The 12,565-nt window shown below is 64.4% G+C and carries 16 protein-coding genes; 1 reads left to right on the forward strand and 15 read right to left on the reverse strand.

Annotation, left to right across the window (positions count from 1 at the left end; genetic code table 11):
- Positions 1–120: 120 nt before the first annotated feature.
- Genes A6745_RS03575 through pilL2 form a run of 5 tightly spaced genes read right to left on the reverse strand, consistent with a single transcriptional unit; the run spans position 121 to position 3,223 of the window.
- Entirely contained in the window at positions 121–669 is a 549-nt protein-coding gene (locus tag A6745_RS03575) for an integrating conjugative element protein (RefSeq protein WP_066123796.1), read from the reverse strand.
- Complete coding sequence (locus A6745_RS03580) at positions 666–1,256, reverse strand: transglycosylase SLT domain-containing protein (protein WP_066123799.1); 591 nt, start codon at positions 1,254–1,256, stop codon at positions 666–668. The genes A6745_RS03575 and A6745_RS03580 overlap by 4 nt, the downstream gene beginning before the upstream one ends.
- Positions 1,238–1,975 carry a TIGR03759 family integrating conjugative element protein gene (locus A6745_RS03585; RefSeq protein WP_066123802.1) on the reverse strand — a complete coding sequence of 246 codons (738 nt, stop codon included), beginning with the start codon at positions 1,973–1,975 and terminating at the stop codon, positions 1,238–1,240. Before A6745_RS03585 ends, A6745_RS03580 begins: the two co-directional genes overlap by 19 nt.
- A 10-nt stretch (positions 1,976–1,985) precedes the next feature.
- The gene (locus A6745_RS03590) at positions 1,986–2,627 is read right to left on the reverse strand and encodes a hypothetical protein (RefSeq protein WP_066123805.1); all 642 of its coding nucleotides are present in this window, start codon (positions 2,625–2,627) and stop codon (positions 1,986–1,988) included.
- Positions 2,624–3,223, reverse strand: coding sequence for a PFGI-1 class ICE element type IV pilus protein PilL2 (gene pilL2 / locus A6745_RS03595; RefSeq protein WP_066123808.1), 600 nt, complete (start codon positions 3,221–3,223; stop codon positions 2,624–2,626). The genes A6745_RS03590 and pilL2 overlap by 4 nt, the downstream gene beginning before the upstream one ends.
- Before the next feature lie 207 nt (positions 3,224–3,430).
- On the opposite strand from pilL2, the gene A6745_RS03600 reads away from it, so the two are divergent.
- Positions 3,431–4,579 (forward strand): Fic family protein, encoded by a 1,149-nt coding sequence (locus A6745_RS03600; RefSeq protein ID WP_066123816.1) that lies wholly within the window; start codon positions 3,431–3,433, stop codon positions 4,577–4,579.
- Positions 4,580–4,727: 148 nt separating this feature from the next.
- Here A6745_RS03600 and A6745_RS03605 read toward each other — a convergent pair whose 3' ends face one another.
- The 10 genes from A6745_RS03605 to A6745_RS27605 form a co-directional block, all read right to left on the reverse strand.
- The gene (locus A6745_RS03605; protein WP_066123819.1) at positions 4,728–5,603 is read right to left on the reverse strand and encodes a hypothetical protein; all 876 of its coding nucleotides are present in this window, start codon (positions 5,601–5,603) and stop codon (positions 4,728–4,730) included.
- Positions 5,604–5,714: 111 nt separating this feature from the next.
- Positions 5,715–7,997 carry a helicase-related protein gene (locus A6745_RS03610; RefSeq protein WP_082852879.1) on the reverse strand — a complete coding sequence of 761 codons (2,283 nt, stop codon included), beginning with the start codon at positions 7,995–7,997 and terminating at the stop codon, positions 5,715–5,717.
- 112 nt (positions 7,998–8,109) lie between these two features.
- The gene (locus A6745_RS03615) at positions 8,110–8,409 is read right to left on the reverse strand and encodes a hypothetical protein (RefSeq protein ID WP_066123821.1); all 300 of its coding nucleotides are present in this window, start codon (positions 8,407–8,409) and stop codon (positions 8,110–8,112) included.
- A gap of 112 nt (positions 8,410–8,521) precedes the next feature.
- Complete coding sequence (locus A6745_RS03620; protein ID WP_066123824.1) at positions 8,522–8,842, reverse strand: hypothetical protein; 321 nt, start codon at positions 8,840–8,842, stop codon at positions 8,522–8,524.
- 89 nt (positions 8,843–8,931) lie between these two features.
- Positions 8,932–9,249 (reverse strand): methyltransferase, encoded by a 318-nt coding sequence (locus tag A6745_RS03625; protein ID WP_066123827.1) that lies wholly within the window; start codon positions 9,247–9,249, stop codon positions 8,932–8,934.
- Positions 9,250–9,301: 52 nt separating this feature from the next.
- Positions 9,302–10,411: a DUF6094 domain-containing protein gene (locus tag A6745_RS03630; RefSeq protein ID WP_066123829.1), complete on the reverse strand. Its 1,110-nt coding sequence runs from the start codon at positions 10,409–10,411 to the stop codon at positions 9,302–9,304.
- A gap of 72 nt (positions 10,412–10,483) precedes the next feature.
- The gene (locus A6745_RS03635; RefSeq protein ID WP_066123832.1) at positions 10,484–11,137 is read right to left on the reverse strand and encodes a hypothetical protein; all 654 of its coding nucleotides are present in this window, start codon (positions 11,135–11,137) and stop codon (positions 10,484–10,486) included.
- A 113-nt stretch (positions 11,138–11,250) separates the two neighbouring features.
- On the reverse strand, positions 11,251–11,592 hold the full coding sequence (locus tag A6745_RS03640) for a hypothetical protein (protein WP_066123837.1): 342 nt from the start codon (positions 11,590–11,592) through the stop codon (positions 11,251–11,253).
- 118 nt (positions 11,593–11,710) lie between these two features.
- Positions 11,711–12,109 carry a hypothetical protein gene (locus A6745_RS03645; protein WP_066123840.1) on the reverse strand — a complete coding sequence of 133 codons (399 nt, stop codon included), beginning with the start codon at positions 12,107–12,109 and terminating at the stop codon, positions 11,711–11,713.
- Positions 12,110–12,210: 101 nt separating this feature from the next.
- On the reverse strand, positions 12,211–12,549 hold the full coding sequence (locus A6745_RS27605) for a conserved plasmid protein (protein ID WP_080323941.1): 339 nt from the start codon (positions 12,547–12,549) through the stop codon (positions 12,211–12,213).
- Positions 12,550–12,565 lie beyond the last annotated feature (16 nt).

Below are 12,565 nucleotides of genomic sequence, written 5' to 3' on the forward strand. Positions count from 1 at the left end.
AGCGCGAGCGACCACGGGGCCACCAGGGACAAGAACGCGGCGCCTGCACACGCTGCGACGGTGTATAGCTCCACCGCTGGGCGAAGCAGCACCTCGACGGGCTGTTTCCCCGACATGGCTTCATTGCTCGATGCCGGTGGCCGTGATCAGCGCCGGGTAGTGCCGCAGGCCCAGGCGCTCGGCCAGGTCATCGCCGGCCACGGGTGCCAGTGGCACGCCGGGCACCAGGGCACGCAGCCGCGCCAGGCCCTGCACCGTCTCGACGTTGACCACCAGGCCGACCGCGCCGCGCTCGCGCAGCGAATCTGCCTGGCGGCGCAGCCAGGCCTGCGAAGCCTCGTCGTCACCGACGACCACGAAAGGACGCAGGCCCGGGGCCTCGATCACCCGCCGCGCAACGGTGCCGGGCGTGAGCTTGGCACTGCGCACCGGCAGCATGGCGGCCTCGTCCGCCGGTGTCGCGGGAATCTGGGGCGTCGGGACGGGGGGCCGGGCCGGTGCATTGGCACGCGGCTGGAGGTTGAGGGCTTCGTAGTACGGCAGCGCCGACGTGCCGCCGCGGTCCTCGACCACGATCAGCGGCTCGCCGGCCAGCGAGGCCAGCGGCAGCACTGCCAGCGACACGAGCAGGCCCTTCAAGGTGAGATTGGGCAAATGGGGTTTTGTCATGGGGAGGTCTCCTGGCGCGCGGCGAGTGCCGTGGCGGTTGGGCGCGTGCCCTGCACGCGGGCGAGGTGGCGCGACACGCTGCGCCGATAGCGGGCGGCAGGCTCGCCGCCTGCGGGACGGTGGTAGCGGCCGATCGCCAACAGCCAGTCCTCGCCGGGGGTGTGCTGCTCTTTCAGGATCTCGGCGGCGATGGCGAGGTTGCGGTACGGGTCCAGCAGATCGCACGCACGGGTAACGCGCTGCTGGTGGTAGCCGAGGTTGATCTGCCCCAGGCCGGCGTCGATGCGCGTGTGCGGGGTGGACGCCATCGCTTGCTGCAAGGCAGTGCAGGCGTCGGCGCGGGTGGCATAGCGGCGCGACTGGCCGGCGACGTTGAGCGACCAGGGCCAGGGGATGAGGCGCCCGTTGCGTCGGATGCCGCTTTCCTGCAAGGCCACGGCGTAGAGCACGGTCGAAGGGATGCCTGCACGCTGCGCGGCAAGCTGGTAGGCCGGTGGCGGCACCTCCTGGCCTTGGGCCGCGCAGGCGCAGAAGCCTGCGGCGACCACCAGTGCGCGTAACCGTGCCGTCAGGGTTGGCGTTGCCATTGGCCGTTCACCTCGCGCACGACTGCGGGCAGTTCGCCGGGCAGGCCCAGCGACAGCCAGCGGCCGCCATCGTGGTTGAGCGTGATGCTGCCACCGCGCACGCGCGCCGGGTCGACTTGCGTGCGCTTGGCCCAGTCGCGGATGCGTGCGTCGTCCTGGCGGCTACCGACCATGTACAGGTCGAACTCGGTGCCCGAGGATTGCAGGCGCTGTACGAGCTGTCCGCAGGCTTCGCAGCCGTCCTTCACGAACACCGCAGTCCGGCCGCTACCGCGCAAGGGACTGGTGCTTGTGGCAGCGCCAGGCTTGTCGTCGGGCAGGTTCACGCGCTGCATGCCGGGGTTCAGACGCTGCCAGGCGTCGTCATAGGCGCGCTGATAGGCGAGCAGCTTCTCGACGCGGCGTGCTTCGACCTGCACCTGCAGTTCCGCATAGCGTCGCCGTTCCTCGTCAGCGCGGGCCTCGATGCCCAGGACCGACAGCGGGTCCAGGTTGGGCGAATAAACGCCGATCGGCCCCTCCATCAGCTCGCGGTAACGGGCAAATTCGTCATCGCGCAAACCCCATTCCTTCGCCTGACGCGCTTCCTGGCTGTGCGTGATCTGGCTCTGGCTGGTGCGGGCGGGCTGGACGTTGGCGGCTTGCTGCGGCGTCTGCTGCGCCGACACCGGCAGGTGCAGCGTGGCCAGCAACAGGACGGGAATGAGGGAATGTTTCATCGCATGGGCCTCAAGGAATCGCCACGCGGCGGGTATGGCCACCGGCCTGGAACACGGCGGTGCTGCCTTCGATGGACAGCAAGCGCCACGGGCCGACCGCATCGCCTGGCAGCAGCACCTGGAGCTGGTCGGGCGAGAAGTCCCCGGCGCTCGGCGCGACGGAGACGCTGCGCTGGCCGGCGCGCAGTTCGGCGCCGATGACACGGAACGGCAGCGGCGGCGGTTCCGGCTTGGCGGCGGGTTGCCTCGTGGTGCGAGGCTGGGTGGGTGGCGCGGCCCGCGCGGCGGTCTGGCGTGCCTTGATCTGCTCGACCTCGGCGCGCAGCGCCTGAAGCGCATCGGCAGCGGCATGGCCGCTCAACGCCTGCTCGACCTGGGTAATGCGTGCTTCCAAGGCCTGGCGGGCGTCTTGCAGGCCTGCGGCGGTCGCGGCGGTGGGCCGCTGCTGCAAGGCCTGGGCGGTTTCGTCCAGAGCGGTGACCTGCGCTTCGAGACGTTGCAGGCGGGAATCAAGCCGCTGCTGGCCGGCCTGGTCGTTCGTCGCCTGGTAGGCCAGGGCCACGAAGATGCTGAGGCCGATCAACCAAAGCCAGATCAGGCTTTGCACCACCACAGCAGTAGTCGGGCGGCGCAGAGACTGCGGGGCGTTCATGGCTGGCCTCCCGACATGGACGGCATCAGCGGGAACGTCTGCACGGCTTCGGCGGCGGGTTGTTCGGGAACCGGATCGGTGGCAACGTCGCTGCCGGGCTGCTCGAAGCAAACCTGCCGTGCCAGATCGTCCGCATGCAGTTCCCAGGCCGGCCCGGCCAGGGTGAGCAGCGCGTCGCGCACGGTCATGGGGCCAAGATGCAGATGCGCCGCCGGCAGCGGCAGCGCGTACAGCTCGATCACCGCGTTCGCCGTCTGGCACAGGCCGTAGCCGCTGCGCTTGAGCACATGCCGCAGTCCATCCCCGACCGTGGCGCGGGCGTCCTCGGGCATGGACACGTCGATGGTTTGCAGCAGCAAGTCGCGTTGCGCTGCCGTGGGGGCCAACTCGACCAGCGTGTAGCGGCCATAGCGCACGACCGGGATGAACTCCGGTGCCTCGACTTCGGCGGGAGCCGAGACCTCTTCAATGACATCGGGTGCGCGTGGCGCAGTGGTCGTCGCGCAGCCGCCAGCCAGCGCCGACCAGATCAGGCCGAGCAGTCCCGCCAGCAGGCGGCGCTTGGGATGGTGAAACCAGGATGGAAAGGGGCACATGGCATCGGCTCTTCTGTTGCGGTGCCGACACCTTGGCTGAGCACTGTCGTGCGGTCAGCCAGGAATGCGAACTGGCGCTTGCCCGTTTTTTCGAGTGGCGAACGGGTGCCGTTCGCCACGGGGGTCTTATCAAAGTCTGCTTTCATTGTGGAAATTCAAATTAAACTGTGCTTTAATGTGATGGTTCGCAGTGAAAGCCAGCTTTAAATGAAACGAAACACAGGCACCTATGCCACATCCACCACGCTGGGCGAGCCAGTGCGGGCTTTCGTGCCGCATCCGCTGCCGCCCGCCGAGCCGCCTCTGGCGGCGGCGTCCTTTGCCGACCTGAACCGTCAGGCGGAACTGGCACTGGCCCGGCTTTCGGGGGTGTCGGGGCTGGTGCCATCGGTGGACTGGCTGCTCTACAGCGCCGTGCGCAAGGAAGCCCTGCTTACCTCGCAGATCGAAGGCACTCAGGCCACGTTGACCGACCTGTTCGATGAGGAAGCGGGCTTCAAGGTCAGCAACACCGATGATGTGGCCGAAGTCAGCAACTACCTGCGTGCATTTCGCCTGGTCCAGGACCAGTTGCGCGACCCCAAGGGGTTGCCCATCAGCGTGCGCCTGCTGTGCGACGCACACCAACTGTTGCTTGATGGTGCGCGTGGTGCAGGCAAGCAACCGGGCGAACTGCGGCATTCGCAGAACTGGATTGGCGGCACGCGGCCCGGCAACGCGGTGTTTGTGCCGCCACCGCCGGAGCGCGTGCCGGAACTGCTGTCCAACCTGGAGCAGTTCATCCACGATACGAAGGACGACCTGCCTGCCTTGGTCAAGATCGCACTGGTCCATGCGCAGTTCGAGACCATCCACCCGTTTCTGGACGGCAACGGACGCATCGGCCGCCTGTTGATTGCAGCGTTGCTGGAACACTGGCGCCTGTTGGCCGAGCCACTGATGTACCTCAGCGGCTACCTAAAGCAACACCAAGCCGAGTACTACCGTCGCCTGTCGGTGATCCGTACCGAGGGCGATTGGGAATCGTGGGTCTCGTTTTTTCTGGAAGGCGTGGCGGTCTCGGCAGCTCAAGCCGAACAGAGCATCATCGCCGTCGCCAGCCTGATCGCCGCCGACCGTCGCAAGCTGTTGCAATCCCCGAAGGCCAGTCCGGCCAGCTACCGGCTGTTCGAGTTGTTGCCGATGATGCCGCGCTTTACCGTGGAACGGGTACGGCAACAGCTTCAAACCACGTTCCCGACTGCGAACGCAGCCGTGCAGATGTTGGAGCAACTGGGCATCGTGGTCGAGGTGACGGGACAGAAGAAGAACCGCAGCTACAGCTACCAAGCTTACGTTGACCTGCTGACACAGTGACGGCCCTTGGGCACGCTGCTCGGATCGATGGTGGTGGTGGCGGATCGTGCGCGAGGCGTATTCCGTCACCTGGCATGGGCACCTTCCCAGGTCTGCCAAGAAAAAAGGCCCCGAAGGGCCTGTGAAAGGGAATGCTGCAATCGCCGGATCAGTTCTGAGCCGATTTCAGACCCGGATCGACCTGCGCCAACTGGGTATGCGCCCAGCAGCGCACGAACTGGCCGTTCTCGCCGACCGGGCGGTCTGCCACCGCCGCCGAATACTCCTCGGTGTCGCTGGTGTCGTAGCAGATGACCTTGATCTCGCCGCTGTCGCAGCGGATCGAGTGGATCTGGCCGTCGGTCATATCGACCACGACGACCTGCGGAACAAGGCCCAACTCGCGTGCCGCCGACAGGACGACGCCTTGCTCGGCTGCATCCAGGCAGATGAATGGCCTTTCGTATCCGGCATCCTCGGCCAGTTCCTTGGCCTTGTCGTAGTGGATGCCCAGGACATGTTCCTCGGTCGTGCTCCTGACGGAGAAGACAGGTATGTCGGGGATGCCGGACGTGTTGACGCAGACGACCGCGATCTGCATGTCGAACTCACGCGGATTTGTGGAAGCAGTCGACGCAGTGACAACGGCCTTGCCTTCGACCTCGCCTTTGTCGTCCATGCCCATGCGTTCGCGCATTTCGTCGGCGAACGCCTCGGGGTCCATCAGACCGTAGCGCGCCAGGCGCGTGGGAATTTCCTCTGCATCAAGGTTGCCGTCCTCGATGCGCTGTTGCATGAAGGTGGCGATACTGGTTTCCAGCGCGAGGCTGTCAGGCATCGAAGGCGGAGTGGATACGTCAATCGACCAGGTGTCCACCAGCGCGTCCGTTTCGCCCGTCAGCAGTCCGTCGCCAATGGCACGTTCGCAGCGCTTTTGCAGGCGAATCAGGACGTCATCGAGTTCTTCGCCGTTGAGGTCATAGGCCACGTCCAGCGTCAGGCGAACTTTGACGGTTTCGGGCATGGCTTGGGTATGGGTGTTCATGGAAAGCTCCTTGAAAAAGAAAGCGCAGCCATGCCCACGAAAAACGTGGGCATGGCTGCAAGGTGGGAACAATGAAAAGCCGGCGGCGCAAGGCCGGCGTTGGCGTGGGGATCAGGCGGCGACCAGTTGCCGGGCCAGTGCGACTTCGACGGAATCACCGTCCGGGTTGAGCACATCCAGCCCGGATTCGGGCACGTCGCCCGACGTGCTTTGAGACACGAGGATCTTCTTGGCCATCAACGCGAGGCAGGCCATCTGCGAAGAGGCGGCATACCCCAGGTAGATGACCTTGACAGTGAGCTTCTGACCAATGCGCCATGAGCGACGCGCGGCCTGTTGCAGCGTGTACACGTTCCAGCCCGATTGGAGGAAAACAATCGTCGGAAATTCGAGCAGGTCCAACCCGGTCTTGACGAGTTCGGGGTTCGTGATGAGCACGTCGATACCCCGTTCGATCTGCTCGGCAATCCAGTCTTCTCGCTGGCTGGCATCGACGCTTGCGCGCAGAACCGCCGTCTTGAAGCCCTCTTGCTCCAGCAGCATCTTCAACCGGCTCGTGGTGTCCCGCGTGCCGGTGTAGACCGAATACACCAGGGTTTTGCGACCCGCTTCCTTCTCCTGACGGCAGATGTCGATCAGTTCGCGCTCCTTGGGCATCACCGCCAGTTCGTTGAACTGGGCCGGAGTGAACGCCAGCACGTCGCGCGTGCGTGGATGGCGCACCGTCTCTGCCCTGAAGCAGCAGTCGGGCCAAGCCAAAAGCGTGTTGAGGACCACGCCCAGCAAGGTGGTGTCCCGCTTGCGCAGGGCTTTCTTGAGCTGCTGGGTCAGGCTGGAAGCCAGCTTTTGATACGCCTCGCCTTGCTCGGCGCTCATCGGCACCTCCCGGAACTCCTCGTCATACGGCGGCAGCACGCCACCGATGTCTCGCAGTTTCAGGAAGATGGTGTACGGCAGGATGCAGCGCAGCACGCCCTTGGGGCCAAAGCCTGGGGCCTTGACCGTTCTGACCGTGACCTTGCTGCCTTTGGCCGTCTTGTGCGCCGGACCATCGGACTCGGAATAGATGTCCTTGAGGACACCGTGGTCCCTCATGAAAGCCATCGCGGCGGCGTTCATGCTGCCGTTGCGACTGGGGACGTAGCCGTCTTCGATCATGCGGCCCGGAAGCGCGCGGAACAGCAGGTGGAACAAGTCCTCCGCGTAGCCGCCCATCAGCGTGCCGGTGAGCGAGACCGTCTTGCGCACCTTGGATGCGATGACACCCATCGCCTGGCCTTGCGCAGACCCACCCGTCTTGTACTCGTGCGCCTCGTCGCATAGCAAAAGGTCGAACGTGCTGCGCGGCAGATACCGCTTCACATATTCGCTGGGTTGGTAGCCACCCTCACCGAAGCCGAACTCCATGTTCGCCATGGCCCGCTCCATGCGATGTGCCTGACGATCCGAGAACACCAACTTCCCGCTCGCATCCATCAGGTTGATGAAGTTGTGCAGGTTGTCGCCGAGCATCGAAGCCAGGAAGCTGTCCCCGAAGGTTTTCATCAGGCGTTGCGCGGTGGCTTCGCCGATGGTCGGAATGCGCTTCAAGGCACGCAGCACGGCCGAGGACTGGTCGCTGCCGGACAGTGACCGAGGACGCATCAACGTCCACAGCGCGCCGCCGCAGCCATTGCACTTGCGACGGAATTCCTCCGCCTCCAGCTCCTGAACACTAATCGGCTCGCCGTCGAGGTTGGTGACGACCTCCCCGCAGTGCGGGCAGACCCCTACGTCACCGTGACGGGTACGCTTGCGCGCGAATGCGGGCTTCCAGTGGAACCCCATGCGCATGCGCACACGGCCGAGGACGAAAAACTCCTGCGCTGGCGATGGCACGTCCAGTTGCTCGCGCAGTTTGATGAGTTTGAGCAGCGTGTCTGGGCCGTTGAGCACCCAGACCTTTGCGCCTGCGACGGTTTCGAGGATTTCCCGGCGCCACTTGTAGACCAGATGTGGCGGGCTCAGGACCAGCGTGCGGCGATATCCTTCGGCATGCAGGACTGCGGCCAGCGCAATGCCGATCGTGGTTTTTCCGGTGCCCATTTCGCCGTTGACGAACACGGCCCGCTCGCCTTGGTTGACGAGCAGTTCCGAGGCCGCATGCACAACCTCGGCCTGGGCGGGGAACAACTGGCGTTTCAGGCCGGCCAGCACCAGTTGGCGGTGCGGGCGCGGCGTGCCGCTGTAGACGGGCGGGTTGGCCCGGTTGAGGGATTCCAGCAACTCGTCGCCGAACTCGGAAACGAAGTCCTGAAGGCTCAGGGACAGTTCGGACGATTCCTGTTCGAGCAGGTCGTCGTCCAGGGACGAAGGATCTACGGCTGGGGCCGCTTCGATGACTTGTGCGTTCATGGTGATGCTCCAAGAAAACGGGGCATGCACCAGTCCCCAAGGGGCGGTGACATGCCCCAGGGTGGGAAGGAAGAGCCGGCTGGATTCGGGATCTGGCCGGTGATTAAGAGGATCAGTACTCGCTGGGCAGCAGCACCGTCGTGACGCTGCGATCCCATTCGGTGATGACCCAGACCTTCAGGCTTGGGCCGATCTCATAGGCCGAAAACAAGCGGTCCTCGCCCGACTTCAACGCGGCGTCGTTCTGACGTCGGTCGCTGTCATCGAGGTCCCCCCAGTCGGCGGACAGATGCCGCAGCAGATAGGGACGCGGATTGAGCTGGCCTTGTTGGACCAGGTTGGCGACACCCGAGGTCATGACGACCTGGCCGGGGCTGAACCTGGGAAAAGCGTGTTGCACAGGGGTGGACATGGAGGTGACTCCTTCAGAAAAGAGGCACCTCGCCCCATCGGGGTGAAGTGCCCCGGTGGGTGAAAAGAAAGAACGCCGCTGGTGCAGGCGCTCGGTGAGTACACGAATGCGGTTACTCGTAAGGCAGGAGAAGAACCGTCATGCTGCGGTCGTACATGGTCCAAATCTCCATCCAGATGCCGCGTGACACGGGATAGCGCGAGAAGAGTTTTTCTCGCCCTTTGAGACCGATGTGGTCGTTGATGAAACGCTCATCGGCGTCGATCTGGCCCCAATCTCCGCTCCGATGCCGGTCGAGGCAGGTGCGGACATTGATGTAGCCGCGACGCGCCAGAGCTTTCACCCCAGGCGTCAGGACTATAAGTCCAGTGGCGAATAGCGCCGTTGGCGACACCGAAATGGGCGCGTTTGCAGGAAAGACATTAGGTGCCATGAAGGGCTCCTGATGGTGGAAGGCCCAAAGCCCCAAACGGGGCCTGGACGGTGGAAAGAAAGAACGCCGCGACTGCGGGTGTTTGGCGATCAGTTCACTGCGCCTTCTTCTGGCAGTTGCACGACCGTGGTGCGCTGGTCGCCGCTGGTGACGACCAGCAGGTACAGCCGCGCCGTGATCGGAAAGCGCGAAGTCATCGCCGTGCCTTGCTCCAGCGCGGTGTTGTTCGCCTGACGCTCTGGCTCGCCGACTTCACCCCAGTCGCCGCGCACGTGGCGCTGCACATAGGGCAAGGGGTCGATGAGGCTCTTGCTCGCCAGCCAATGCACTTTCTCGCTCAGCTTGAGCGTGCCCAGTGCGAACAGTGGTGGAACCTGGGGCTTACGCCCCTGGAAGATGGACAGCATGGGAATACTCCTTGCAAAGGTTGAAGATCGGACGGTGAGTCGCCCATAGGGATCAGTGGATGGTGAGAATCTGTCCCAGCGTGGCTGAGTCAGGGGTAAGGTCCCAGGCACGAATGACCGGGACGAACTTGTCGGTGAGGATGCGGGTCTCGGCCAAGGAGCCGTCATCGCGCTCGCGGTACTCCACGGCGGAAGACTTCTGCTTGAACGTGTCGCCCTTGACGGCCAGGGTGCGGCCGCTGGGTGACTGCACGACACCGGAGATAGCGCCGGCCGCGAGGGCCAGAGCCAAGTGCCATTGGGACAAGGCGCGTGCCGGAGCACGCAGGGTCTGCTGGGTCGCACCCAGATGAGTCTCGAACGCGGGCCACAGGCCTTTGAGACGCCGCACTTCGTCGGCAAACTGCTCGGGTTCCATGCTGATCCGGTAAAAATACTCCGGCTCGGCCTGAGCCGTGGGGACCACATACGGCAGCAGCGTCCATTCGGGCGGCAGCTCGTCCGGCTCCAGTTCGGCCAGGCCGATCTGCAGCAGTCGGGCGCGGGAGGCCTTCACGTCATCGCCCGCCTGCTCACGCTGGCGGACACGACGGCCGAAGATCACGATCTGCTTGAACTGCTTGTCCACAGCCTGGAAGACGGACAGATCGGCGAAATGCCGTGTCAGCCAGCCAACCATCTCCTGATCCAGCACGTGGGACGGAATGATGAAGACCAGGATGCCGCCGTACTGCAAAAAGGGCAGCGTGCGCTGATAGAACAGCTTTTCCAGCCGGCCGCGGCCCTTGCCTTCGTAGCCCATGTTGCCGTTGGCATCCCTTGCGAGATCGCCATAGGGCGGGTTGAGCCACAAGAGGCCGAAGGCCTGCCGCGAGATCATGGTGTCCATCAGGTCACCGTGGATGCAGTGGTCGACCAGCAGCCGGGCATGGTTGGCCCGCTCCTGATCGAACTCGACCGCGTAGGCGCTGGCCTGCTCAGGCCCGAGGGCATGAGCGGCTTCGGCGATGGCGACGCCTTCGCCGGCGCAGGGGTCCAGAATGCACATCGGCCCATCGCTGGGCATCAGTGCGCCGAGGGTTCTTTCGAGTGTGGCTTCGTCAGTTGGGTAGTAGCCGTTTTTGGCAAAATTCCGAGCGAGCCGGGGGAACATCAATGCCATGGGAAGTCTCCTGTCTGGCGGGGATGAAGGGAAAGACGGATGCGCGCAAGGCACGCATCCATCGGCGGAACGTCAGGCGACGGTCGTTTCCAGGTCGGCCAAAGCCGGCTCCCGGTGCGGATGGGCGGTGAGCACACCGTCACGGATGAAGTCGCCCAGCGCGTTGGTGAGCACGGGCACGTCGATGGCGAGCCGGAACCCTTGTAGCGGCCCGAGGGCCATAGGCAGGGAACGCAGCATCTCGCGCTCGCGCAGCAGTGCCAGCACTGGCGATTGCCAGTGGTCCAGCAGCGGCAGCGGGCACGTGTCCTTGACCAGGTGCCACAGGCGTGACGTGGGATCGGCCGCAGAACGCGGCAGCAGCGCCAAGGCGCTGGCCGAACTCTTGTCGGGCCGGATGCAGCGCCGGTCGAACAGCCAGAGATTGACCATCGAGCCGAACAGCGTGCGGCGATAACTGCGGGTCAGGCGCTTCTCAAGGCGCTCGACCGAACCGACGAATACGGGCAGCGAGCCGCCCTGATCGGTGATGACGTGGAACTGGTCCAGACCGTCTTCGCTGCGACCCAGGGTGAGCCGCCCGATGAACTGCTGGATGGCGGTGTCGCGCGCCCAGACCGAGAGGAAGATCAAGTCGCCCTGATCGCTGCAGACGCAGGCATCGGCCATGAGGTCCGTGCATTCGTCGATGCGGTACAGGGGCTGGTTGGATGAAGGTGCAGGCATGGTGGTGTCCTCAATGTGAGGGGCGCACCGCCCGCCAGGGCAGTGAATGCCCCGTTAGGGATGAAAAGCGCGCAGTGCCCGGAGGGAATGCTCCGGCTGCGTCGCAGGCGACGTCAGGCTGACAGTTCGGCGAACGAACCATCGGCCTCATGCTTGACGAAACGGTTGCCCGCATTCATCACGGCGTCGATCTGAACCTGGTTGAAGATGCTTTCGGGCACGCTGACCTGAAAGCGCCGCAAGACTTCGCGGTAGTAGTCCAGGTCATGGCCGAACGGGTCTGCCTCGTACAGGTTGCTGTAGAGGAAGTTCTCGTCCAGGGCCTGGATGGTGTCGTCTTCCAGCTCGGCCGGCTTGCGGATGAGCAGGAAGAAGTGCTGCATCGGCCGGTCCCAGCCGAGAATGACGGTGATGGGAAATCCCTTGTGGGACGTCTCGAAGTAGTGCTGACTCATGGTGAAGCTCCGTGATTGAAATCGCCGGTCGCTTCCCCGATGGGAAGCAGACCCGGCGGGTGTGTGAAATGCAGCAGATGCAGGAAAAGAAGATCGGGCTGGGTGGCGTATGCCGTTCTCAGGCCGTCAGTGTCTCGGCGGATGCCGTGGGTGTGCGCCGTCGCACGTGGTAGGCGCGAACGCCTGCACGCCAGTCGGCGGACTGTTCAGGTGCCATGTCGAGGTAGCTCAAGGGGCACGAGTAGTAGTACGGGTGCATGGACTCGTCCAATGGCTTGTAGCCCCATTGGCCGTCGCTGCGTTCGAGCAGATCGCACCGGATATGGCGCAGGGACTGGCCCGGCGCGAGCTCACGATGCACGCCTTCGGCCTTGGCCGTCACTTCGAGCACGGACCAAAGGACATTGCCGCGCAGCGTGTGGGCGATGACCTTCACGCTCGCGCGCTCGGTCTCCTGCGGTGCGATGAGTTCCGCGATCAGCTCGGACCGCGATTGGTGAGAGAAATACCAGCCCATGAGAGCCTCCTGGAAAAGTCAGGCTGGAGGCTTCCCTTCCGGGGAAAGCTCCCAGCGGGTGGTGAAATGCCGTCTATGCGGCGATGGATGCCAGTGCGGCCTTATGAACCGCAACCAGCCGGGCAACAACCCAGTTCGATGCCATGTGAGCAGTAGCCGTGTGCAGCGTTCCAGTCTTGGGTCTCCTGCCGTTCGGCAGGTGTTTCGTAGCCCCATTCCCGTGCGATTTGCAGAGCCTGGGTGCGCTGGTCCTCGGGCAGTTGACGAGCTTGAGCGCCGATTGACGAGCTGAAGCGTTCGACGTAGTAGTCGTAAGACAGCCCGCAGCCCTTGGCTGCTTGTTCAGCCGTGGTGTCGCAGATCGCCCGCCAGGCGGGTTCATCCAGCGGGCGGGCATCTGCGGTGGGCTGTGATGGGGTATCGCAAGCGATGGTGGACATGGTGAAAACCTCCAGA

The sequence above is a fragment of the Bordetella ansorpii genome (assembly GCF_900078705.1).
Taxonomy (GTDB): Bacteria; Pseudomonadota; Gammaproteobacteria; order Burkholderiales; family Burkholderiaceae_B; genus Bordetella; species Bordetella ansorpii_A.

What these genes read in the sequence shown, in the direction of transcription:
- A6745_RS03575 (WP_066123796.1), bottom strand. Translation starts at nt 669, where the DNA reads ATGACAAAACCCCATTTGCCCAATCTCACCTTGAAGGGCCTGCTCGTG.
- A6745_RS03580 (WP_066123799.1), bottom strand. Translation starts at nt 1,256, where the DNA reads ATGGCAACGCCAACCCTGACGGCACGGTTACGCGCACTGGTGGTCGCC.
- A6745_RS03585 (WP_066123802.1), bottom strand. Translation starts at nt 1,975, where the DNA reads ATGAAACATTCCCTCATTCCCGTCCTGTTGCTGGCCACGCTGCACCTG.
- A6745_RS03590 (WP_066123805.1), bottom strand. Translation starts at nt 2,627, where the DNA reads ATGAACGCCCCGCAGTCTCTGCGCCGCCCGACTACTGCTGTGGTGGTG.
- pilL2 (WP_066123808.1), bottom strand. Translation starts at nt 3,223, where the DNA reads ATGTGCCCCTTTCCATCCTGGTTTCACCATCCCAAGCGCCGCCTGCTG.
- A6745_RS03600 (WP_066123816.1), top strand. Translation starts at nt 3,431, where the DNA reads ATGAAACGAAACACAGGCACCTATGCCACATCCACCACGCTGGGCGAG.
- A6745_RS03605 (WP_066123819.1), bottom strand. Translation starts at nt 5,603, where the DNA reads ATGAACACCCATACCCAAGCCATGCCCGAAACCGTCAAAGTTCGCCTG.
- A6745_RS03610 (WP_082852879.1), bottom strand. Translation starts at nt 7,997, where the DNA reads ATGAACGCACAAGTCATCGAAGCGGCCCCAGCCGTAGATCCTTCGTCC.
- A6745_RS03615 (WP_066123821.1), bottom strand. Translation starts at nt 8,409, where the DNA reads ATGTCCACCCCTGTGCAACACGCTTTTCCCAGGTTCAGCCCCGGCCAG.
- A6745_RS03620 (WP_066123824.1), bottom strand. Translation starts at nt 8,842, where the DNA reads ATGGCACCTAATGTCTTTCCTGCAAACGCGCCCATTTCGGTGTCGCCA.
- A6745_RS03625 (WP_066123827.1), bottom strand. Translation starts at nt 9,249, where the DNA reads ATGCTGTCCATCTTCCAGGGGCGTAAGCCCCAGGTTCCACCACTGTTC.
- A6745_RS03630 (WP_066123829.1), bottom strand. Translation starts at nt 10,411, where the DNA reads ATGGCATTGATGTTCCCCCGGCTCGCTCGGAATTTTGCCAAAAACGGC.
- A6745_RS03635 (WP_066123832.1), bottom strand. Translation starts at nt 11,137, where the DNA reads ATGCCTGCACCTTCATCCAACCAGCCCCTGTACCGCATCGACGAATGC.
- A6745_RS03640 (WP_066123837.1), bottom strand. Translation starts at nt 11,592, where the DNA reads ATGAGTCAGCACTACTTCGAGACGTCCCACAAGGGATTTCCCATCACC.
- A6745_RS03645 (WP_066123840.1), bottom strand. Translation starts at nt 12,109, where the DNA reads ATGGGCTGGTATTTCTCTCACCAATCGCGGTCCGAGCTGATCGCGGAA.
- A6745_RS27605 (WP_080323941.1), bottom strand. Translation starts at nt 12,549, where the DNA reads ATGTCCACCATCGCTTGCGATACCCCATCACAGCCCACCGCAGATGCC.